The 23,229-nt window shown below is 47.8% G+C and carries 18 protein-coding genes and 1 other RNA gene; 6 read left to right on the forward strand and 13 right to left on the reverse strand.

What is annotated here, in order from left to right:
• Positions 1–59: 59 nt before the first annotated feature.
• The 7 genes from SCIP_RS06660 to SCIP_RS06685 form a co-directional block, all read right to left on the reverse strand.
• On the reverse strand, positions 60–1,247 hold the full coding sequence (locus SCIP_RS06660) for a DNA polymerase III subunit delta' (RefSeq protein WP_006293468.1): 1,188 nt from the start codon (positions 1,245–1,247) through the stop codon (positions 60–62).
• The gene (gene tmk / locus SCIP_RS06665; protein WP_006293467.1) at positions 1,244–1,894 is read right to left on the reverse strand and encodes a dTMP kinase; all 651 of its coding nucleotides are present in this window, start codon (positions 1,892–1,894) and stop codon (positions 1,244–1,246) included. The genes SCIP_RS06660 and tmk overlap by 4 nt, the downstream gene beginning before the upstream one ends.
• Positions 1,894–4,770 carry a type I DNA topoisomerase gene (gene topA / locus SCIP_RS06670; protein WP_006293466.1) on the reverse strand — a complete coding sequence of 959 codons (2,877 nt, stop codon included), beginning with the start codon at positions 4,768–4,770 and terminating at the stop codon, positions 1,894–1,896. Before topA ends, tmk begins: the two co-directional genes overlap by 1 nt.
• A 114-nt stretch (positions 4,771–4,884) precedes the next feature.
• Entirely contained in the window at positions 4,885–5,856 is a 972-nt protein-coding gene (locus SCIP_RS06675; protein WP_006293465.1) for a phosphatase PAP2 family protein, read from the reverse strand.
• Between the two features lie 394 nt (positions 5,857–6,250).
• Positions 6,251–6,433 (reverse strand): hypothetical protein, encoded by a 183-nt coding sequence (locus tag SCIP_RS07875; RefSeq protein ID WP_081442843.1) that lies wholly within the window; start codon positions 6,431–6,433, stop codon positions 6,251–6,253.
• A 53-nt stretch (positions 6,434–6,486) separates the two neighbouring features.
• On the reverse strand, positions 6,487–7,776 hold the full coding sequence (locus SCIP_RS06680; RefSeq protein ID WP_006293464.1) for a type II restriction enzyme: 1,290 nt from the start codon (positions 7,774–7,776) through the stop codon (positions 6,487–6,489).
• Positions 7,769–8,584, reverse strand: a complete 816-nt coding sequence (locus tag SCIP_RS06685) for a DNA adenine methylase (RefSeq protein WP_231851925.1) — start codon at positions 8,582–8,584, stop codon at positions 7,769–7,771. Before SCIP_RS06685 ends, SCIP_RS06680 begins: the two co-directional genes overlap by 8 nt.
• A gap of 1,039 nt (positions 8,585–9,623) precedes the next feature.
• Between SCIP_RS06685 and SCIP_RS08235 the strand changes: the two genes are divergently transcribed.
• The 3 genes from SCIP_RS08235 to SCIP_RS08430 all read left to right on the forward strand — a co-directional run bounded on the left by SCIP_RS08235 (position 9,624) and on the right by SCIP_RS08430 (position 10,549).
• Positions 9,624–9,833, forward strand: coding sequence for a cyclophilin-like fold protein (locus SCIP_RS08235; RefSeq protein ID WP_197541363.1), 210 nt, complete (start codon positions 9,624–9,626; stop codon positions 9,831–9,833).
• On the forward strand, positions 9,815–9,982 hold the full coding sequence (locus SCIP_RS08525) for a cyclophilin-like fold protein (RefSeq protein WP_196792705.1): 168 nt from the start codon (positions 9,815–9,817) through the stop codon (positions 9,980–9,982). Before SCIP_RS08235 ends, SCIP_RS08525 begins: the two co-directional genes overlap by 19 nt.
• Before the next feature lie 435 nt (positions 9,983–10,417).
• Positions 10,418–10,549, forward strand: coding sequence for a hypothetical protein (locus tag SCIP_RS08430; RefSeq protein ID WP_258190475.1), 132 nt, complete (start codon positions 10,418–10,420; stop codon positions 10,547–10,549).
• 193 nt (positions 10,550–10,742) lie between these two features.
• Here the strand turns inward: SCIP_RS08430 and ffs are convergent.
• The 3 genes from ffs to SCIP_RS06700 all read right to left on the reverse strand — a co-directional run bounded on the left by ffs (position 10,743) and on the right by SCIP_RS06700 (position 14,315).
• Positions 10,743–10,839, reverse strand: an RNA gene (gene ffs / locus SCIP_RS07665) — signal recognition particle sRNA small type.
• Positions 10,840–10,882: 43 nt separating this feature from the next.
• Positions 10,883–13,003, reverse strand: coding sequence for an LTA synthase family protein (locus SCIP_RS06695; RefSeq protein ID WP_081442842.1), 2,121 nt, complete (start codon positions 13,001–13,003; stop codon positions 10,883–10,885).
• A 169-nt stretch (positions 13,004–13,172) separates the two neighbouring features.
• Positions 13,173–14,315: an inositol-3-phosphate synthase gene (locus SCIP_RS06700; protein ID WP_006293461.1), complete on the reverse strand. Its 1,143-nt coding sequence runs from the start codon at positions 14,313–14,315 to the stop codon at positions 13,173–13,175.
• Positions 14,316–14,478: 163 nt separating this feature from the next.
• On the opposite strand from SCIP_RS06700, the gene SCIP_RS06705 reads away from it, so the two are divergent.
• Positions 14,479–16,530 carry a transglycosylase domain-containing protein gene (locus SCIP_RS06705; RefSeq protein WP_006293460.1) on the forward strand — a complete coding sequence of 684 codons (2,052 nt, stop codon included), beginning with the start codon at positions 14,479–14,481 and terminating at the stop codon, positions 16,528–16,530.
• Positions 16,531–16,649: 119 nt separating this feature from the next.
• Here SCIP_RS06705 and SCIP_RS06710 read toward each other — a convergent pair whose 3' ends face one another.
• The 3 genes from SCIP_RS06710 to SCIP_RS08435 form a co-directional block, all read right to left on the reverse strand.
• Complete coding sequence (locus tag SCIP_RS06710) at positions 16,650–18,533, reverse strand: S1C family serine protease (RefSeq protein WP_006293459.1); 1,884 nt, start codon at positions 18,531–18,533, stop codon at positions 16,650–16,652.
• 215 nt (positions 18,534–18,748) lie between these two features.
• Positions 18,749–19,525: a LuxR C-terminal-related transcriptional regulator gene (locus tag SCIP_RS06715; RefSeq protein ID WP_006293458.1), complete on the reverse strand. Its 777-nt coding sequence runs from the start codon at positions 19,523–19,525 to the stop codon at positions 18,749–18,751.
• Positions 19,518–20,948: a sensor histidine kinase gene (locus SCIP_RS08435; protein WP_006293457.1), complete on the reverse strand. Its 1,431-nt coding sequence runs from the start codon at positions 20,946–20,948 to the stop codon at positions 19,518–19,520. Before SCIP_RS08435 ends, SCIP_RS06715 begins: the two co-directional genes overlap by 8 nt.
• Before the next feature lie 331 nt (positions 20,949–21,279).
• Here SCIP_RS08435 and SCIP_RS06725 point away from each other — a divergent pair, with 331 nt between their 5' ends.
• Both SCIP_RS06725 and SCIP_RS06730 read left to right on the forward strand, forming a co-directional pair.
• Positions 21,280–22,704 (forward strand): PspC domain-containing protein, encoded by a 1,425-nt coding sequence (locus tag SCIP_RS06725; RefSeq protein WP_006293456.1) that lies wholly within the window; start codon positions 21,280–21,282, stop codon positions 22,702–22,704.
• Entirely contained in the window at positions 22,697–23,224 is a 528-nt protein-coding gene (locus SCIP_RS06730) for a hypothetical protein (RefSeq protein ID WP_050752390.1), read from the forward strand. The genes SCIP_RS06725 and SCIP_RS06730 overlap by 8 nt, the downstream gene beginning before the upstream one ends.
• Positions 23,225–23,229: the final 5 nt, after the last annotated feature.

The raw sequence follows: 23,229 nt of genomic DNA on the forward strand, positions 1-23,229 counted from the left end.
ATCTTACCGTAGTCATACCCCCGGTACCGGATTTCTTTCAGGCCTGTCAAGAAATTTTCTCAATAGACAATCAAAGATGACAGCAGGGCTTCCAGAACCAGCTGAGGTGAACCGTTGTGCATCAGCCGGCGGCGGGCGGTATCTATGGAAGCGAGGTTGGCAATGGCCTGCTGACGGGAGATGGCGGCAGATAAGTCAGTTATGGCAGCCCGATTCTCCAGATTGATCAGGCCCGATACCTCCTCTGCCCCATTGTGGATAAGGGTCAGATCACGATAGATGCTAGTAATGGTGGTCAAGAATCGGTCAAGGATATCCCGGGACAAGCGGGTAGTCCGGCGGCGAACATCGTCTTTTTTGCCAATAGCGTGGTAAGCGCTTCTTAAAGCAGGAGAGATTTTCTCCCCCTCGGCTAGGCCATTCAGGGCTCTGAATTCAGCCTGCTCACGCATTACGGCCTGATCAACCTCAGCCTTAGCCTGACGGTTGGCATTATCCACCATGGACGCAGCTAAAACAACAGCGTCTGAGGTCCTGTGCAGATTGAGAACACCAACAACAATCTCATCCCTGTCTGCCAGAGCCTGATCATCCCGGGCATACAGACGGGCAATGCCAATGTGACCCTGGGCCAGCCTGGCACAGCGGGCAGCGGTTGCCTGATCAACCTCCAGGGAAGACACTAAGAAAGAAGCAATATCACGGGTTTGAGGAACAGCAAGGTTGACTATTCTGGTCCGGGAAAGGATGGTCGGCAGGACATCCTGAGAACTGGGAGCGCATAAAAGCCAGATAGTCTTAGGGGCCGGCTCCTCTATTTCTTTGAGCAGAACATTGGTTGTTCTTTCCAGCATCCGATCCACATCTTCGATAATGATAATACGCCAGGGAGCAGTCACTGGCATTTGTTCAGAATCGGCAATCAGACTCCGAACCTGATCAATAGAAATCGTTATTTTATTTGTTGCCAGCACGGTTACGTCAGGGTGCTCATCTTTCATAATCTGTCTGCAGACAGGGCAAGTTCCGCAACCTCCCCGAGGACATTCCAGAGCGGCAGCAAAAGCCCGGGCTACCTGTGAGCGACCGGATCCCGGAGGGCCGCAAATCAGCCAGGATTGAGCAATGGCTGGGGAATCAGGCACATCAGAGCCAGTCAGGTCAGCTCCGGAACGTCCAGAACGGACTGTAGCCCTGAGCAGATCTACTACCGGCTTCTGCCCCACAATTGAATCCCACACAGTCATGAGTCTCTCCGGGCAAGCAAAGAATCTATGTCGGCTTTAACAGCATCCCACACCTGGTCAACTGACAGGGAAGCATTAAGAATCACAAATCGGTCAGGTTCCTGGCCGGCTAAATCCAAAAAAGCCTGCCGGGTACGGTTAAAGAAGTCTGCTCCGGATGATTCCAGCCGGTCTTTGGGCCCGCTGAGCCTGGCCTGAGCCTGCTCAAAATCCATATCTAAGAGGTAGGTCCGCTGGGGCCAGAGACCGTTGGTTGCCCACTCATTCAGCTGCCGAATCTGCTCCATGGTCAGTTCCCTGCCCCCTGCCTGGTAGGCCAGGGAACTGTCAATATAACGATCACTAATCACGACTTTCCCCATATTCAGGGCGGGGCGAATTTCCTGAAAAACCAGCTGTGCCCGAGAAGCGGCATACAACAGGGCTTCGGTTCGGGGAGCTTCATCATCTCCATGCAGGAGGAGCTGACGAATCTGCTCACCTAAGTGGGTGCCGCCCGGCTCCCGGGTTATGAGAACCTGCCTGCCTTGGTGAATCAGGTAATTCTTCAGTCGGGTTGCCTGAGTGGTTTTCCCTACTCCATCAACGCCTTCAAAGGTCACAAAGAGACCTGGGAAGGGGTATTTCCTGCTGTTCTTGGCTGCCATTATATGCCTTCTACTGAGGTCTTCCTGATAGATGTCCTTCTGGCAGTTGTTTTCCTTGCCGTTTTAACAGTTTTGCCTATTTTAGGTGCTTTAGTTGTCGATTTGCTGCTTCCTGTCTTTTTCGCGGCTGAGCGTCGGCTGCGGCGCTTAACAGGCCCGGCAGCCCGCTTTTCTGCCAGCAGACGGAAGGCTTCAGCTGGTTCAATCGATTCGACTGTATACTGTTTGGGCAGAGTCCGGTTAGTTTGACCGTCAGTAATGTATGTGCCGTAGAAGCCATCTTTAATGGTTACCGGCTTACCGGTTTCTGGATCCGGACCCAGATCCCTCAGCGGAGGTTTGGCAGCTGCCCTGGTTCGGCGGCCATACTTGGGCTGAGCAAAAAGTTCCTGGGCCTTGGCCAGGTCGACAGTGAAAATCTCATCTTCGCTGGACAGAGACCGGGTGTCCTGCTTTCCATCAGCGCCAATCTTTGACAGGTAGGGACCATAACGGCCGTTATTGGCCAGAACCTCAACATCTTTCGTCTGACCAGAGTCTCCATCAGCCTCCTGAAGTGTTCCTACCAGCCGGGGCAAGCGCAGGAGTTTCAGGGCATCATCCAGGGTGATGGATTCTACATCCATGGTCTTAAAGAGAGATGCCATTTTAGGCTTATCTTCTCCCTCGATGACCAGGGCAACATAGGGGCCAAAACGGCCAGTTCTCACCTCAACAGTTCCGCCTGTCTGCGGATCGGTACCCAGCTGACGGGGGCCGGCAGAAGTGTTGTTGATCAGCTCGTGGCCAGCCTGCACTGTCAGCTCGTCTGGAGCCATGGTATCAGGCAGAGAGGCCCTCCTGGGCTTGCCTTCGGCATCGAGATTGACCGTATCTTCCAGATAGGGGCCATACCGGCCGACCCTCACCTGAAGCCCATCTCCAATCTCGATAGTGTTGATGGCACGAGCATCAATATCCCCCAGCTGAGCCACCTGATCGTGCAGACCTTCGTGAGCTTCACGGGCATTGTGAGCAGAATCCGCCCCAGATCCAAAGTAAAAATCCGCCAGCCAGCTCTTGCCTGTCTCCTTGCCTTGGGCAATCATGTCCAGGCCATTCTCCATTTTTGCTGTGAACTGATAATCCACATACTGGGGGAAGTTCTGCTCCAACAGCTTAATAACAGCAAAAGCCAGCCACGAGGGGATCAGGGCCCGCCCGCGCTCATATACATATCCGCGATCAATAATGGTGGTGATAATGCTGGCGTAGGTTGAAGGACGGCCAATTTCCTTGGCCTCCAAGGTCTTGACCAGAGAAGCCTCCGTATAGCGAGCCGGGGGCTGGGTTTCATGCCCGGCGGGTTCAATCTCACGAACGTAGAGGGTGTCTCCTCTATTAAGAGCTGGCAAGGCTTCATTATCTGTTGCAGCTGAAGAAGCAGCTGCTGAGGAGGCTGCCTCCTGAGAGCCTCTATGAGGAGTCCCATCACCATAAGCCCTCAGAAATCCAAGAAAATCAATGACTGTTCCCGAGGCCTGGAAGATTGCCTGCCCAAATTGACCGGCGGGGGCTGACAGGCGTACCGTTGCTGTGGAACCAGCCGCATCAGCCATCTGAGAAGCCAGGGTTCTCTGCCAAATCAAGCGGTAAAGACGCAGCTGGTCAGAGGGGACTTTCCCTTCCAGGGATTCTGGAGTCCTGAAGTGTGCTCCGGCCGGACGAATAGCCTCATGCGCTTCCTGAGCTCCGGCAGAGGTAGTGGCATACTGTTTCGGCTTGTCGGATAAATACTGATGTCCCCACTTGTCTTCCACCTGCTCGCGGGCTGCGGAAATAGCCTCTCCCGATAGGGTAACGGAATCGGTACGCATATAGGTGATATAGCCGTTCTCATATAATCCCTGGGCTGCCCTCATCGTCATCCGGGACGACATGCCCAACCTGTTTCCAGCTGCCTGTTGAAGGGTTGAGGTAGTAAAGGGAGGAAGAGGTCGGCGATGATAAGGCTTAGTCTCCACAGAATCAACAGTGAAATCCTGATCGGCAAGAGCCTCGGCCACAGCTGTGGCAGTCTGCTGGTCCAGGGCCCAGGCATTATCTTTGGTCATAGCTGCCGTAGGCTGGCCCACACTGTCGAAATCCTTGGAGCCGGCAATCCTGCGGCCACCCAGAGAAACCAGACGGGAGCGGAAAGAGGTGTCCTCGGCCTTATCACCTGTTACCGTCTGTCCCTGCGAATCGCGGCCGACCGCAGCTGAAGCGGATACCCGGGCCACCAAATCCCAGTAAGAAGTCCTTACAAAAGCCATCCGTTCCCGTTCCCGTTCCACAATCAGGCGGGTAGCAACAGACTGAACACGGCCAGCCGACAGGCCGGGTCCAACCTTACGCCAGAGGACGGGGGAAAGCTCATAGCCATAAAGCCTATCCAAAACACGACGAGTCTCCTGTGCATCCACCATGTTCAGGTCCACATCCCGGGTTTGGTCCAGAGAATTTTCAATGGCATTTTTGGTAATTTCATGGAAAACCATGCGCTTGACAGGAACCTTGGGTTTCAGGGTCTGAACCAGGTGCCAGGCAATGGCTTCACCTTCCCGATCCTCATCAGTTGCCAGATAAAGCTCATCAGCGGTCTTCAGGGCTTTGCGCAGGTCAGATACGGTTTTCTTTTTGTCATTGCCAACAATGTAATAAGGGAGGAATCCGTCGTCCACATCCACCCCGAACTTGCCATATTTTTCTTTGTCAGCAGCAGGTATTTGTGAGGGCTGAGCCAGATCGCGGATATGACCAACCGAGGCCATGACCGTGTACCCTTTACCCAGGTAACCGCCGATCTTTCGCGCCTTCGTTGGCGACTCCACAATCACAAGTTTGTTCCCTGTCATCTAGGCCCCTTTCTTGGCACCTTCTGGTGTGGTCTTCCGAAAGGTACTATAACACACGCACCTACAAGCGTAAAAATTCCTCTGCAGTCTGCGGCTTCAGTCAGCATCCAGTCATTAGTTTTCCCACTGCTTGGGAGGAGCCGGAGGAGCGCCAACCATGCCAGATCTGGACAGGGGCGCGGCCGTCGCCTGCCGAAAAGCTGCCAAGACACCAAAAGATATAAAACTGCAGCCCAGGACCGCAAAAATAATAGTAATGTTTACCTGGCGGGCAAAAGCTATCGGCTGGTTAAGAATATAATCCCACAGTTGCCAGACCATATAACCTACATAAACTTCCATCATGATGCCGGCGGTGATTAAAATAGAGGAACAAACCTGCACACCAACAGAAGAGAACCTCTTGCCAGGTTGATCCATCCCGCTTCCATGACTGAAAGCAAGAACAATCAGGCCCAGGCCAGCAACCAGCAAAATAGACATGAGCACATCGGTGGGGCGGTGCCATTTCTCCGCCATCACGCTGAAGGCAACCAGATCAACGAAAGCCGTTCCCGCCAGAGCACAGAGGGCTCTCAGGGCTCTGGGAACACACATGACGAGGATCACCGCTGCCGCCATCGCCAGAGCAGTATGTCCAGAGGGAGCGGAATTAGCTGGATTGCTGATTGTCCTGTCAATAACCGGCCTGATAAGAACCCGTTTGAGACTCCAGGCTGTAATGAAAGACATGGCCCCAAAAACTGCCACCTGCAGGAGGAGCTGCCAGCGCCGACGTATCAGGACAGTCACAAGAGAAACAGCAATAATAGCAATGGAGACCCCAATAACCAGGTGAGAATTAGCAAAAACCGAGTTCAAAATATTGGCCTTGGAATAGGTTTCATAGAAGCGCTGCCAGACCCAGTCATCAAATTTCTGTCCCCGGTAAGTGGTTACTCCGGCGACCCAGACCGCTGCCGCTGCTGCAAGAAAAAACAGACCCAGCAGGGCAGATCCAACAATTACTGCCGGTCGGGGCCGTACCAGGAGTCGGTCTTCCCGCCTTGACAGACTATCTTCCTCTGTCGCTTCTGATCGAGCCATTTCAACCACCTTACTGTTGTGACTGCCTGTCGTATAATCTATCTTCCCATAGTCCCACAAGCCCTGCACTGAGGAAAATATTCATCTCCCCATTCGGGTGTATATAAAAAGCAGATAGAAAATTTTCCCATATACATATATAACAACTAATTAAATGAAACATCTGAATAAATTATTAATTTATACTTGCAAAAGAAGAAAGAAGATTGATTAGATAAATATGTATAAGCTTTGCAAGCGTTTCGCTTAAAGACACACAGTGACTACTAAAGGCAATGTAACCATATTGTACTGTGGAAACGTATAGTCTAAGGAAAGAATTGATTCAATTAAGTAAATATCTTGGAGCTACGCTCATTTCTAAGGATAAAACACAAAGCTGTAGTGATGACCTTTACATCTTCTTCTTTGCTCTACATTCTCTGCACCAAGACTGATTTCTTATTTTACCATCTGACATACTACGGTAGCCAAATTCACTAATTGGTTTTGTTTTTCCGCAATTCGGACATTCTCTGGTGGGTTCAGAGCCATTATATCCATTTGAATTAATTATCGGTTTTTGATCGTTAGTCATTATTTAAAATCCTTCTACAAGAAACGAACGTTACAATTCAATGCACAACAGCATTATTCAGCATTAGTGACTTTCGGCAAAGAAAATATCCAAGTTAGCCAGCGCCTCACACTACCAGCCCTACGCTCTATGACACCTTTTGTCGTTGTATTATGCTCATACATATAATGCTGTATTTCTTCCACAGGTGCAATATCTCCTGTGTTCATCGCAACTTCTACAAAGTGGTGGAATATACTGTGTTTACACATAAGCTGAACCATACGAAGCTGCTTTTCTTTGTATGGTAGTGATGCTACTTTCTTTCCTTCTGCGGTAAGCTCTGAATAAGAGTTCTTTTTAGAAATCAAACCCAGATATTTCCCAGCATTTGAATAATAATCACTTTGCCTAGTAGTAAACTCCAACTCTTCTGCAATCTCTTCTTTACTCATGCTTCCAACACGAGAAAGACTCTCTACAAGCGCTATAACTTTTCCAACACTATCTGCCTGAATGAAAATTGTATTATCGTCAGCACGATCTTCTACAAGATTGTTATTAACAGATGACCATGCATTGGAAATATCATAGTTTGAAATAGAAAGATCTTCAAAAGTATAATTTTTTGTATTTATTAGTTCAATAGATGAATAATCGTTCGGCTTATTGAATGAGTACTCAAATAATCGGTAAATCTGATTGGCATATTGGGAAAATACAAGACGAATCGGCTTATTTACTCTCTCCCTCCAACAACGATAAGGGTAATATAATTGTCGAATGAGAAAATCTGGATGAATGACATTCTTTGCTTCCATAATCACTATTTCGGAATTATTCTCGAAACCACCATCTATTTCTAGCTGGGCACCATTTACCTTTATTCCTCTTTTGAATCCAGAAAATGAATCAATAAGAAAAGAGAAATTACCACTCCCCTGTCTACCATTAAAAGTTTCGGCAGTGTTTTCTCTTCCAAGAAAATCATCAAGTGCCCCGCTGAGCAAAAGTGCATTAATCGCATTAGATTCTGAAGAAATATCTTCAACAGATAATGACTCATAATTTGGTAGACTAATACGAGTCGCACTAACTGATGAATCCGGCTCTGGCAATGTTTCATATAGTTTGAAATCACTAATAATATATTCTGTCCTAGAGATAGGAAGAATATTTAGTTTATTATTTTTAAGCGGCCTCGTTAAATAATCTGAAGAATCCCACTTTGCCATTAGCCTCGGCTCTCGAAATTTTTTAATTTCAGAAGCCTTAATTGTATAAAAACCGTTTTTCTTAATGTGCGCTAAAATCTCATACTTATCTAGTATGACATTCCAAGCAACTTCAGTCTTGTCAGGCATAAACTAACACCTCATTAATTGCTCCACGCCTATCTGCTCGTGAATTCACCGATCGAATAGCTTGTACTGTTTCAATATCAAAATCTTTATATAATTCCCGAATTTCTGGCGTGTCACTGTTAGACTGAAGAAAATGTATATTCTTATTCGCTAAACCCATACAAACATTTCTAAGACGCTCTTGCTCCTGATACCCAAAGCCATTCTCGGTATATCCGGTAAAAGACGATGAAGAAGAAACCGGCATGTATGGAGGATCTAGGTAGACAAAAGCACCACGACGCAAACCTTTCAATGCATCGGAATAATCACCATTCAGGATGGTGATTTCTCCATTGAGATATTTACTCAAAGCATTAATTCCAGCCTCATTCACGATATTAGGATTTTTATATTTCCCATAGGGCGAATTGAATTGACCAGCAGCATTAACTCGATACAGACCATTATAACAAGTTTTGTTTAGATAAAGTATTCTAGCAGCTCTTTCAATACTAGAATGCTTCTGAAAATCCGGATCGCGATCTAATCCTCTGATCTCATAAAAATAATCAGCGGAATTCTTCTTTTGATGTTCTTTCAACCGCTCGATTAGTTCAACCGGATGTTCTTTCACACATCTATAAACATTAATGAGTTCACTATTAGAATCATTTATTACTGCTTTTTTCGGCTGCAGTTCTAGAAGAACTGCCCCTCCACCCACAAATGGTTCCACATAGGTCGAAATATGAGAAGGAATCTTAGGAAGAATAACATCCAATAACTGGCGTTTACCACCAACCCACTTCAAGATAGGACGAAGCATCGGATTTATTCTCATGGTTCCAATGTACTGAAGTATTAAGACAGTATTTTAGGCTTATAGGCAGGAATGTTTCTTCACACGATGATGGTGAGATTTATATGAGTACTGCCACAAGTGAAGACTCGCCTTACCTGTCGCGTATACCCACTGATAAATACTTTCCATACTCACCCGCATAGTCATATCATCCGGGTAAAGCACTCTCAACCGTCTACTGATAGCTTGAGGGCTATGCCCTTGGCGAAGAGAATCTATCACAAACTGACGCAGTCTATCATGCGAATTTAACCGTGGTTATTTCCAACTTTTCTTAGCCCGCTGGGCTGCTTTACGCTGCGCAGTATCAGCAACATACACGGGAAAATGCGTCCATATACCAGTTTTCAAACCAGCAGGACGATAAGGACAATACGAATTATTCTCGTTCGACGCGAACCATAATCCACGCTTGAGTTCTCTGCTAGTGATTGATTGAGAACACTCTAACTCATGCGCGATAAAAGTTATAGAGTATTGCTTATCTCATAAATATTGAATAAGACACCGCTCATCACGACATAAATGTGTATACACTGACATTATGGAACGCAAACCCTTCCCTGTAATAATAACTGGTCATTCATATACCACAACCAACACTACAAAAAGAATCGCACTTCAAACCAGAACCCAGGACCGATAATGCTTAATACACAGAGAACAAAAAATTATTTGTTGTTCCTGGCGCTGTCCACTATCCACTGTCCACACTGATTTTTATAACGTGGAAGAACTAATCGCGATCTGATTCTCTGAAAAAAATTGTAAGTTTCTTTAACGAATATTTGAAAGCATGAAAGAATACATAAAAAGATCTGTATATGCCTCTGTAGTTTTTCTTCTTACTGCTGCGCTGACTTTGAGTGCTTGCGGTAGTTCGGCGTCAAGTAGTTCGGCGTCAAGTAGTTCGGCTTCTGAAAATTCTTCGATCAGTAGTGCATCAACAGCCCCATCACCGAAATCTGGTCAATCAGTTCAATCTGCAAGTAATGAGGATGTAATGACTAACAAAATACACATCACTATCAACAAGACAGAGCTTACTGCGCCGTTGGAAAATAACTCGTCTGCACGAGCGTTACTTGAAAAACTTTCTGATGGCGATCTTACGTTGAATATGCATGATTATGAAAACATGGAAAAGTTGCTGATTCAGATTTTTCGCTTCCACGTAACGATAAGTAGATCACAGTGCAGCCAGGAGATTTAATTCTCTATCTTGGCAATCAGCTCACCATCTATTATAATACAAATTCTTGGAATTTCACCAAGACTGGGCATATTAACAATATTTCTGATTCCGAGCTTCGCAAACTTGTTGGAGATGGAAATGTATCAGCACCTTTTTTAATAGATTAAAGCTTGCAGAACTGTAGAGTATCTATTGTGTATTAATGCGATAGAACAAGCTATCCACATTAGGCTGAGGTTATCGGACAGATTGTGTGTAATTTTTGGGCGTGTTAAGAGCTAGTCTGGCTTATGGTTTTGTTTCTTAGCAAGTTTCTAGGGGTTATATAAATACTCGCTCGTAGAGTTCTGGAGCCCATTTATCGCACGCTTCATATAACATGGCGAGCACTAGAGAAAGCTTATAAAGCTGGCAAGATTTGCGTCCAATCATGAGGCAGTATGGCATTAAGCACAAGTCCTGGGGCTATTTGTTGAAGGACGTAGCAACTTCCTTAGCAATCCCGAACTCGCCCGCATTGGTGAAAAGCATGACAAGTCTGTAGGTCAAGTGGCTCTCAAGTATTTGCAGCAACTTGGCACTATCATCATCCCAAAGAGCGTATGATTGAGAATCTTGATATTTATGATTTCGAGCTTGACTCAACCGATATGGTTGATATCAAGGGTCTCGATCTTGCAACAAGTTCAGTTCTTCGATCATCACGATCCAGCCATTGTGAAGTGGATGTCTGAACCCACGGCATAGTAAATTTGAAGTAGTAGTTCCCACGATTATTTTGTGGAGACTACTGCCCTATGTATTTTTGGGATTAATGCTCAAAATTGTGTATGGGTCATTATCTTCTTCTGTTTGGGATGTAGTTTCCCAGGATATCAATAACTCACCTTCTTACATGTGAATGTAACGATTAAGCTGGCAATCAGGAAATAAAAACTCCTACGCACCCGTCAGAGGCCACTTACCCTTGCTGCATTCCTGCCCTGGGGGGATTCGGCGACATAACGCCGCGTAGGAGCTTAGTTTATTATACACGAAGGTCGGAAGACCGGCAATCGTCCTCGTGCCTACTTTTTAGGATAGGTCATGAAATCCGTATTCCTCAAATACTGCTTGCCAGCGGTGATGTCATACTGAATCAACTTGTAATCGGCTAGCAGCTGCTTGGTTTCCTTGTCCGCCTTCTTCAGATCAATCAGATTGCCCTGGGAATCCAGGTAAAGGGCCTGACCGGAAGGAATCCGCTTCCATCTCTGGATAACATTAACTACTGGCGGCTCCAGCGCTGCAACCTTGGTGTGCAGTGTGGTCAGGAAAGCCAGGTAAGGGGTCACTTTGGCATTCATATGTGCCGCAGCTTCCTCCATGAGGAAGTTGGGGGATGTGTAGGTGGACTCAGCAGCACTCAACTTATTGCCGGAAGATCCGGAAGCCTTGTTAGACCAAATGAAGTAGTCAGTCTCATGCAGGTCCACGGAATTTTCTTCATCAGCTGCTGCTGTGGTATAAGCCCCGGGCAGATGATCACCGTAGAAGATCACAGTAATGGGCTTGTCTATCGCATCCAGTTTGTTCAGGAAATCAGCAGTAGCAGTGTCAGTGTATTCCATTCCCTTGGCATAGGTTTGGATTCTGGTTTTTTCATTCTCACCGAAGGTCTGCCCGGTGGTGGAGGTAACAGTGTAATCGTTATTGTCATACCAATTGCTGTACGGCATGTGGTTCTGCATGGTCACCACCTGCAAGAACTGAGACTTAGATCCCTTCTTGGCATTGATTCTAGATAAAGTCTCCGCATATGTTTCCGAATCACTGACATAGCCGGATCTGTCAATAGTCTTAGTATGTTTCACATACTGGGGACCATTGAGGGTATAGAATTTGGAGAAGCCGAACTTCTTGTAATTGGACCGGCGGGAATATATGGACGAGTCATAAGGATGAATAGCCAGGGACTGAGAGGAAGCCCAGTCTGTATTGAAGGTAGGCGACCAGGCAGCGGTAGGAACCAGCTGCTGATAAGGCGATGTCAGCGAAGAGCTGAAGTTGGCCATAGATAAGCCAGACAGCACCATGTACTCAATGTTGGCCGTGCCCCCACCATAACCAGAGGAGAGCATGTAGCCCGATGTTGTTCCTGACTTAATGGCACGAATCTTGGGCATGGGATCTTTATTGAGCTTGACGCCGGGCACCCGGGTAGGATCGGAGAAAGATTCAGACAGAACGGCTATCACAGTGGAATCGTTCAAATTTGTAGTTCGCTTGGCATTGATAGTCTGAGCAGTTTTCTTATACCTGGTCAGGATTTTTTTCATAGTCGCTTCTGAGTAGTTAGCCGGCTCATCCATGATCTTGGGATTGAGGTTACGGGCAAAAGCAACCACGGTTCCATTTTTTCTGGAATCGACCACGTTATCCCACATAGAGGGATTATCTGACTGAGACAGGAGAATCTTATTAGCCCAGGAATCAGTGGTCGACATGGCAGATACAAAAGCCACCTCAAAGGTGAGAGGAATAGCAATGATAATAATACGGGCAGCCAAACCAATAGCCTTGTTCTTGGGAGCAAGCAGAGAGCGGGAGTCCCAAATAGTCATGACAATGCCGAAAACTACAAGCAGGGCAACAGTCAGCAGAGCCCTCACTATTATTCCTGTAGACCCATCGGGAATGAAAGACATGATATTCCCTGCATTGCCGCCTGACAGGAAATTAAGATCAGCAGCCGTGATGGTCTCATTGCGGACGACCACCTTAAAGCGATCCGCAACAGCAATCACAATGATTAATGATACATAAACACTGATTGCAATCCAAAATCTATTGATAATAAAGCAGAAAATAAAACTGAGCAAACTCAGAATCAGGAAATTATTCAAGAATTGAAATTTATTGAATTCCCACATCTGAGAGAAGAAATTCCAGATAAGCTCGTGGTCAGTATCTACCACAGTCTGCATCTCTAATACTGCATAAATATTCGCAAGAATAAAGGTAACAATGTAGAAAATCCAGTTAAATTTGTGACGCTTAAAAATCCAGCGCGCAGCTTTTACGATTGCAGGTTTTTGGTCCGCAGTCTGCGGCTCAGAGTCTGTATTCTCGACAGTCTCATCCACCCCTGTCTGGCTGCCTTCTTGTTCCTGTGTCTCAGTGATCTCATTGGTTTCAGAAGAGTCCATAACCCTACCTATCTTATTGACTTATTCTGCTGCTGCCAGGTCAGGCCTTCTGCCCATCCGTCTGGCCCTGGCTATCGATTTTCCAACGATATACAGAGAGCCACTCTACCACACCAAACCAAACTTTGATAACGGTAGGGCGACTCTCATGCTCTACGCCTTGCCTACACTAAGCGTGCCATACATCCTTGCCGTTCTTGTTAGCGGCAGCAAGATCATCAGCCAGCTGCTCAGGAGTAGCTTCAGTATCTCCTGCAATGAAGGCCTCAACAAGTTCGCGGGCTTCATTATCTTCATGCTGAACAGCAGGAGACTTCATAAAGTAAGAGCTGGGAGCCAAAATCGGGCCAGCCAAGCCACGATCCATGGCCAACTTGCAGGAACGAATGGCATCAATAACCACGCCGGCAGAGTTAGGAGAATCCCACACTTCCAGCTTGTACTCGAGATTCAGAGGGACATCGCCAAAGGTGGTCCCTTCCAGACGGACAAAAGCAAACTTGCGGTCGTCCAGCCATGCCACATAGTCAGAAGGACCAATGTGAACGTTGCGGGGATCCATATCATGAGGAACGATGGAAGTTACAGCACGGGTCTTGGAAATCTTCTTGGACTCCAGACGGCTGCGTTCCAGCATATTCATGAAATCCATGTCGCCGCCCACATTCAGCTGATAGGTACGATCCAGGCGAACACCACGATCTTCAAAAAGTCGGGCCATTACCCGGTGGGTAATAGTAGCACCGACCTGGCTCTTAATATCATCTCCCACAATCGGAAGACCGGCGTCGCGGAACTTTTGGGCCCACTGTGGATCGGAAGCGATGAAAACGGGCAGGCAGTTAACAAAACCGCAACCAGCATCCATGGCAGCCTGAGCGTAATACTTATCTGCCTGTTCAGAACCAACAGGCAGATAAGAGACCAGAATGTCAACCTTCTTGTCTTTCAACACCTGAGCCACGTCAACAGCCTCTTCAGAAGACTCTGTGATCATCTGGCGGTAGTACTCGCCCAGACCATCCATGGTTGGACCGCGCTGAACGGTGACGCCAGAAGCTGGAACATCGCAGAACTTGTATGTGTTGTTCTGAGAGGCAAAAATTGCCTGACTCAGATCAGTTCCAACTTTGGCAGCATCAACATCAAAAGCAGCAACGAATTCCACATCGCGAATACGATAACCGCCGAAGTTCGGGTGCATAATTCCGGGAATTTTATCCTCATCCTTGGCACCCTTGTAATACTCCACACCTTGAACCAGGGATGAAGCGCAGTTGCCTACGCCAGCAATAGCAACGCGAATACTCATTAATACTCCTTAAGTCTCTGCCATATTTTTTAATGACATGCACTTGTCACGATACTCTGAACTCTAAACCAAAATCAACAGTAGACGGCAGATATGCGCATGATTTCCAAAGATTTCCATACTTTTCTCCTTTCTTCATCACTTCCAGGCTAGATTAGAAGGCATGGCATCAGGAAAGGACAGACGGTCTTACGGCACAGACAGTAAAAAGAAAACAGCTGGAAAGACCAGAAGCAGCAAACGCAGTCAACCCATATCAACAGCAGAGAAAAAGACAACGTCCCGTACAGGCTCGAAAAATCATAATCCTGCAAGAACAGTCAGGAAAAGTCCCTGGAAAAGTTTCCTTAAAAGCCTGCTCATCTTTTTCGCACTCTGCCTTGCCGTCCTGGCAGGAACCCTGACTATTGCCTATGCACGAACAACCATCCCCAGCCCAGAATCCGTTGCCCTGGCTCAAAAAACGCGGGTATACTACAGCGATGGCAAAACCCTTATAGGCAGTTATTTCGATCAGAACAGACAGATTATTTCCTGTTCTGCCCTGCCCGATTATGTGGGCAATGCAGTTGTCGCCTCAGAGAACAGGACATTTTGGACTGATTCCGGCATCGATTTTAAAGGCATAGCCCGGGCACTGATCAACAATGTAACCACTGGCAGCCGTCAGGGCGGTTCGACTATTACCCAACAATATGCTGAACGGTATTACCTGGGGGAAACCACCACCTATTGGGGAAAACTTAAAGAGGCACTTCTGGCCTTAAAAATCTCCCAAACCCAGGAAAAGGGCCAGGTACTGTGCAACTATCTCAATACCATCTATTTTGGACGGGGAGCTTACGGAATTCAGGCTGCAGCCCAAGCATACTTTCATAAAGATGCTGCAAATCTTACCGTCAGTCAGGCAGCTCTTCTAGCTGGTATTATTCCTGCCCCTTCTGCCTGGGACCCAGCAGTCTCACCCACCATAGCTGCCAGGCGTTTCCAGCGAGTTATTGCTATTATGAAGGAAGATGGAACCTTATCGAGCCGTCAGGCCCAATCAGCTTCCTTGCCGGCGACAGCCGCTCCCCAGCCAACCAACGAATACCAGGGATCCAAGGGCTATATCCTTACCATGGTTCGATCCGAGCTGCTGGCGACCAAAAAATTTAGCCCAGATTCTCTGGCAACAGGAGGCTATTCCATCGTCACCAGCCTGGATACCCATAAGCAGAAACTGATGGAGAAAACAGTTCAGGAGAACAACAGCAGGGCTGGCCTCCCCCAATCGGTGGAAACTGGCGGAATTTCAGTCAATTCACACACAGGGGGAATTATTTCTCTTTATGCGGGGAAAAATTATGCAAGTCATCAGCTGAACAATCTGACTCAGGCACGTTTTGAACCAGGATCAACCATGAAAGCCTTCACCCTCCTTGCCGCTATTCAGCAAGGATGCAGTCTGAATACGACTTTTAATGGAGACTCTCCCCGCAGTTTTCCTGGGCTGACTACTCCAGTGAAAAATTATAAAAATGTTAGTTATGGGAGGATTTCTCTCTACCAGGCCATAGCCCAGTCGGTCAACACCGTCTTTGTTGATCTGAATGCTAGGGTTACCCCAGAAAAAACTGCAAACCTGGCTGCCCAAGCTGGAATTTCCTCACCCCTGCAAACGCACTCTCTCTATAACACCTTGGGAATCGACGGAATCACTCTGAAAGAACTAGCTCAGGCGTATGCCACTTTTTCCACCGGTGGGGTCAGGATTCCCCTCCATCTGGTCTCCACGGTGACCTCTTCCCAGGGAAAAACTATCTACCAGACTGAACCCCAGGGAAGCCGAATCTTTAATTCTTCTCACATTGCCCTGCTCAACAAGGCTTTGACCAAAGTCATTTTCAACGGAACCGGGTCTGAAGCCACAATTGCGGGGAGAAGTTTAGCAGGAAAATCTGGCACAGCCAATGACAATACTGCCGCAGTTTTTGTGGGATACACGCCCTCCATAGTCACTGCCTATGCTATCTGGAACAGCTCAGCACATGGCTCGGCTGCCCAGCTTCCTACTTTTTCCCAATACCAGAACGGCCACGGATACCCTACTCACCTTTTTGCATCTTATATGAGGACTGCCCTGGCCGGTAGCCCTCATGAGAGTTTCCCCCAGGCCACGGATACCGGCCGAACAGGCGGCCCCTATGGAACCTGGGGGAAGAAAGAAGATTGAGCTCTTGGTGTCTTAGCGTGCACAGGGACAGCCTGGTGCGCTGGGACAGCTTGTATTCACTAAATTCACTGAACCTGCTGGCTCACGCTGGACAGCTCATGCCCAAGAGCTCATGCCCATCACTCACCATCATCATTGTTATTATCATCATTGTTATTGTTGTTATTATCATCAGAGCCAGAGTTGGATGAGCTGGACTTACTTTCTGCATGGGTCATCTGTGCTTTTACTGTCACATACTTGCCATCACGAATAACAGTAACCGTAACCGAACTGTTTTTCTGAGTTGACCGAACGTAACCCAGCAGGCTTTCTACACTGCCCACAGTGTTGCCATTGTAAGCCACAATGGTATCCCCGGTCTGAAGTCCAGCAGCAGAGGCAGAGCTATCATCCGACACGCTCTTAACAGTTGCGCCGGCTCTGGTGGCGCTGCCCACGGTAGCGGTGCCGGTCTGAACGGTAACTCCCAGAGTTACATGCTCAACCTTACCGCTCTTAATAATTTCATCAGCTACCCATTTCACTGTATTTGCAGGGATGGCAAATCCGATGCCAATGCTGCCTGCATTGCCTGATGAACTTGAGGAAGCAGTGGAAGCTATGGCTGTATTGATACCAATAATCTTCCCTGAAGCATTAAAGGAGGGGCCGCCGGAATTACCGGAATTAATGGCAGCATCAATCTGAACAGTGTTGGTGTATACCGTATTGTCATCGGAACCGGAGGAATAAGAATTGGTGGAATTTTCGCTCAAGGTAACAGGCCGGTTCAAAGCTGAGACCACACCAGTAGTAGCTGTATTCTCATAACCCAGCGGGTTGCCGATTGCCATGACGCTTTCGCCCACGGCCAGGTTATCTGAGTTGGCAAAAGTGGCATAAGTTAAATTCTTGGGAGGATTCTTGATCCTGACTACAGCAATATCTGTTGTGGAGTCGCTTCCCACAATGGACGCTTTGTACATGTCTCCGTTAGACAGAGTTACCGTCATATCACCGGAATTGCTGGCCACGTGATTATTGGTAATAATATCGCCCTTTTTATCAATAATGACACCAGATCCCATAATCTCTCTGCCTGACGAGGTAATAGTAATGGAAACCACGGAAGCTGCAACCTTTTTAGCTACGGTCTTCCAATTTGTGCTCCCTGAGATGATGGTGTCAGTGCTGCCGGAACCGCCAGTGGAAGAATTAGGTGCGACAGTACTCGTTGTCGTATTACTGATCGTGTTTCGGATTCCAGCCCAGCCTATGCCTAGGACCAGAAGGGAAACAAGAAGGGCAACCAGGCCGGAAATCAAGGCATTACGAACGCCGTGCTCCTTCGACCTGCCAGCTGATTTTCCAGCTAAAACCGTGGTCGATGTTCCGGATGCGGGATTTACAAAAGGATTCTGAGCGGTAGAATTACCCGTCCCAGCCTGGGCTGCATATCCATTTGCTGCAGGCTGGCCATATTGAGGCTGTTGGCCATACTGACTGCCTGCTGAATATGAAGTTCCTGGATACTGGCTGCTGGAATACTGACCTGGCCCGTACTGACTATATTGACCATACTGAGGAGACTGCTGGCTAGAGAGATTCTGCCTGTATTGGCTCTGCTGCTGCCCCTGACTAGTCTGACCATAAACAGGAGAAGGGATAGGGGAAGAAATAGGGGAAGGCTGTGCATATGACATGCGCTGAGTTTGCTGAATAGGTTGAGTCGGATTCGGTTGAGCCTGACCTGATGGCTGAATCTGTCCAAACTGCCGGGTCTGGCCGGACTGAGCTGGAGCCGTCTGTCCATATCCCTGTCCGGGATTGTAACCGCCTGCATATTGCCCGTACTGGTTAGGCGTAATCCTCTGAGTGGGAGCACTACCAGCAGTGCCCTGGTTTGCCTGGGAATCAGGGCCTTGATTGGTAGCCTTTCCAGCTTGTTGGGCATTCGGATCATATCCGTCAGCCTGATCCGCCTTGTTGGGGTAGGAGGAAAAATTATTGCTGTCAGTCATAAAGCTCCCTTTCCTTTTGTATATATTTTGTATATCCCTTATATTTTTCTGGTACAGAAGGTTTTTCTATGTAATCTTTGCTTTACACAATAAATAACACTACAAATCTGAACCTTCTCTGAGAACACTCTTAATCTTTAACTACTTATTCTATAAGAATTCGTCCCCAAAAAAATGAGAGAAGTCTGACGTCCTCTTCTTTTACACAATTCCTTTTATACAATTCTTTGGTGAGCTGCCCACAAAGCCAGCTCTCCCCTGTTGGACAGCTGTAATTTGCGCAAGACTCGGGAAACGTGCGTTTCCACGGTTTTAACCGATATAAAAAGTTCAGAAGCAACTTCCTTATAGGTATAGCCGCGGGCAATCAGCTGCATCACTTCCCTCTCCCGACTGGTTAGAACATCAATGCTGATGTCGAAGTCATCATCTACATCAGATTCATTCTCGCCCTCAGCGAAAGTCATGGAATCAGTTCTGAGCGAAGAATCTGCTCCCGGATATTCTTTCCCACCGGTCTGGTCATGGTCAGATCTCTGGCTGAAAGCTGAATCCTGAAAAGCAGTCAGCACAAATCCAGCCAGGCGGGGGCTGAAAACGGCATACCCTTGTGCCACCTGCTCAATAGAAGCAACCAGATCTTCTCCTGTAATGGTTTTCGTAACGTAACCGCGAGCGCCGGCTCGAATCACCGCACCAACATCAACCGGCGAATCCGACACAGACAAAGCCAGATAGAGGGTATGGGGGGCCAGGGGAACGCTTTTGAGGATAATTTCCGAGCCTCCTCCCCCTTCCCCGCCAGGAACATGCACATCCAAAAGAACCACATCAGGCTGGGTCTGAGCAATAACGGCTACGGCTCCACTCACATCTCCAGCCTGGCCGACCACTTCATAGGCGCTGGAAATGGTATCAATTACCCCCCTGCGAAACATCTCATGATCATCTATAACTACGACCCTGGTTCTAGTGTTTTCTAGATCAGACACGTCCATAGCCTCCTGCCTGCATATTACTGTTCACCGGACCGTTCTCCAGGTTATTCTCCTGGCTGTAAGGAAGAGTCAACTTGACCTCAGTTCCCCAGCCCGGGCGTGAATTGATGACCGCCTGGCCATGTGCTCGCTGCATACGGTTAATTATCGACTCACTCACCCCCAAATGTCCGGGGTGTTCAGCTGACACGTCGAATCCATCCCCATGGTCACGCACAAAAATCTGAATTGTATGAGTCCTTACCGGATCCACTTCGCAATAAACCGATACTGGCGGTTTTCCATGACGAACCGCATTCACTGCTGCTTCATGAGCAGCTGCCAGCAGGGGTTTGAACGAAGGATGGAATCTGGTATCTCCTACGACAACCAGATCGATAGGAACGCGGGAAGAATCCTCCACCTGGGCCATTCCTCGCTTCAGTTCTTCGGCTATCGTTGCCGCATGCGCCGAAGCAGGATAGGGGTAAGGATAAGCAGGATTTGCCCCTGATCCTGAATTTGGCCCAAAACCCTGAGCCGGAGCAACAGGTACACCAGGTGCACCAGGTGTAACAGGCCCTGAGCCAGACCCAAAGTTAGGCCCAGGGGTAGAACCTGCTGATGGGTTGGGGGCAAAGCCTGCCGTCATACCATCCCCATACAGCCACTGTCTTAGTTCCCTTTCCTGAGACCGGGCCAGGGCAGACACCTCCTGAGGGTCATCAGCGTGCAGATGAATCAGGGCAAGAGTCTGCAGAACAGAATCATGCAGGCGGGCAGTGATGTCCGCTCTCAGCTCTTCCTGAGCAGCTTTAGCCTTCTCTTTGCCAAGATCAGACAAGAGACTGATCCACCAGGGTGCAATAATAATTCCCAGAACCGCCATGAGAACCAAGGCAGCTCCCATCCCGACCAGGAGGTTTTGCATCCTCAGGAAAGCGCTGAAAGCGGTAAAAACTCCTATAAAAGCTAAAACTATACCAACCAAAGTCATAATATAGCGCACACCGACAGAAACTGTAATACGATGATGTTTGAGGTTCTGCCACAAATTTGGAGAAGATCCTTCAGTCAGGGCCGAGGTCTGCATCCAGCTAATGGAAACCCCAATGAATAGAAGACTAAATCCGGCTGTCACCCTGCTGGGAAACCCGTTAAGATCACCAATAATTTCAATCATCAGACAAAGAAAGGCGACCAAAAGAAACATTCCCCAAAACGATATCCGGCGTCGTTTTTTAGGGGCAAACTGACTAGCTGTAGCCTTATCAACCATATATCCTAAAGGGGTCTGCCCCAAAGGCTGAACTTGAGGGTAGGGAGTAAAGGGCAGGTAGGGAGAGTAGGGAGGATGAGGCGAATACTGTGCATACTGCTGATATGGCTGATACTGCTGCGGATATTCCTGACTCTGGTCTTGATCTGCTGGATTCATACTTTTATTGTAATGGTATAATCCCTGCCTGTGGCGGTAAGGGGCAAGAATCAGGGTAGGGTAAGGGTCATATCAGGGGAAAATCAGGGAGAACCCCCATAGATTTCTTTCTTTTTCTGAGCTGTAATAAAGATGTGCAACTCATGAGGTTCTCAAAAATCTCATTAAGGTTGAGCAAGATAGAGAAAAGAAGTGCATGAGCGGCAGCTGAGGCTGCCGCATGTGCGGTATAAAAATGTTAAAAGTAGCAGAAGAAAATAGAAACACAAAAATATACAAAAATTTATAAAGCGTTTTATCAACTATACTTAGTGATACATATTGGAGGGCAATGACTGGTTATAATTCTTATCCCTTTCAGGAACCGGATAGGAATCATCCGGCAGGGAGTAAGTTTTTTGAATGGATTCGCGGGCTGAATATATACCGCCCCACTGACCGCTGGATAGCAGGCGTCTGTTCAGCACTAGCCAACAAATTAGGCTGGGATCCTATTGTTGTAAGAGTTTTGCTCCTGGCTTTCTGCATCACCGGGGGAGGCGGAGTCCTGCTCTATGGACTCCTGTGGCTCTTCCTGCCTGACGCCAGAGACAATCGTATTCTTGCGGAAGAAGCACTTTTCCATGGAAACATGGAAACAAGTTTTTGGTGGGCCCTGGTTCTGGTAATTATCAGCGGAGGCTTCAATTTCATTCTTCCTCATTCCTGGATTGGGACGATCATCCTCGTGTGTATTGTGTGTGCAATTATTGCATCCACAAGAAGCAAGACACCTAAACAGCCAGGCCCCAGGCCGGGAAGACCAGGACCTCAGGGCCCTTTCCCTGCAGGTAATCCCGGAACAGGCCCCCAGGCATACGCGCAGCAACCGCATGTTTACCGGGATTACCATTATGTACAGAATGGACCAATTCCTATGAACCCTACACAACCTATTCCACCTATTCCACAAACTCCTCCTTCCGCCACACCGCTGCGGCCTCCCGCGGGAACATCTGTCTGGGGACCGGCAACGGTTTACAGACGCAGACCAGCTGGTCCAGTAACGGTTTCCATTGTTCTGGGCCTTATCCTGATTGGGGCAGGGATTACCTGCTACACCCTTTTTATTAAACGGGTGGACTTTTTCGGTTGCACCCAGGCAGCTGTTCTGTTCTTGTCTGCTGCTACAGCCTTGGTCGCTCTTGCAACTGTGATTACTGGTATCCGGGGGCGCAAATCGGGGGGGTTAATCCCCCTGGGGATTCTAGTATCCCTCAGTCTTATTGTCTCCTGCGCTCTGGGAGCAGTCACAGCCAGTGATTTCACCGATGTACAGGCACTGAATGACCCCATCGTTTTCAGCAATTCTGATTCCACTCTCACTTCCGACAACTTCTCCGACTATGCTAAGAAAGGGTTGGAAATTTATAATTCTAATATCAAGATTGATCTGAAGGATTGGAAGAAATATCATTCCACCCCCTGCCCCACTGGATCCCTAACTATCCATGCAAGTTTTTCACGTGTCACTGTGACTGTTCCTTCCTCCTGCCGGGCACAGTATGGGAAAAGTCTCTTTGTAGGGACGGCCAATGAACATATGGGAACACTGTACTCTACCAAAAATAAACTCAAGAAATCACAGCTGCTGACTATCAATGCAGCCATATTCTTCAGCACCATGACCATTAGCCCCACTCCCGCATACAAGACCAGCAATGGAACCAGCAGCATCCCAGATGAAGACAGTACGAAAGAAGAAGACAATGACTAATAATTGGCAGCAGGCAGGCAAGAATACCGGCCACGCAGAAAATACGAGCCCCGCAGAAAATACGGATCACCCTGCAGCAGACACAAGCAAAAAACAAAAAGCCTGGGCAGACCAACAAAACGCATCTCAAGCTTACACAGATGAAGCCGCCCGCAATCATTACCCTGGGTCGGGAACCGTCCCTCCCCGGGAGGGAAGCCAAACCGGCCCTCAATATCCAGGGTGGAACCAGTATTCTGGCTATGGCAACCGCCCCCATATTGAATACAAAACAGATCCTTCTCCAGCAACCATTATTTGGGGAGTCGTTCTTCTCATCTTGGCTTTTGGCGGGGTACTAACTGCTGTAGCTATGGGCAATTTGATAACCGCTGACGATGTGGTTCTAGCCATCACTGCCTGCTGCATCTTCTTTGGAATCATCATTATTGCCCTGGGAATCACTTTCGCTGTTCGACAGAGCAAAAATAAAAAAGCACAAGACCAGGGGAAAAACACCAGCGGCGAGCAGCCAGTCTGATTTAC

This window comes from Scardovia inopinata JCM 12537, assembly GCF_001042695.1.
Classification (GTDB): Bacteria; Actinomycetota; Actinomycetes; order Actinomycetales; family Bifidobacteriaceae; genus Scardovia; species Scardovia inopinata.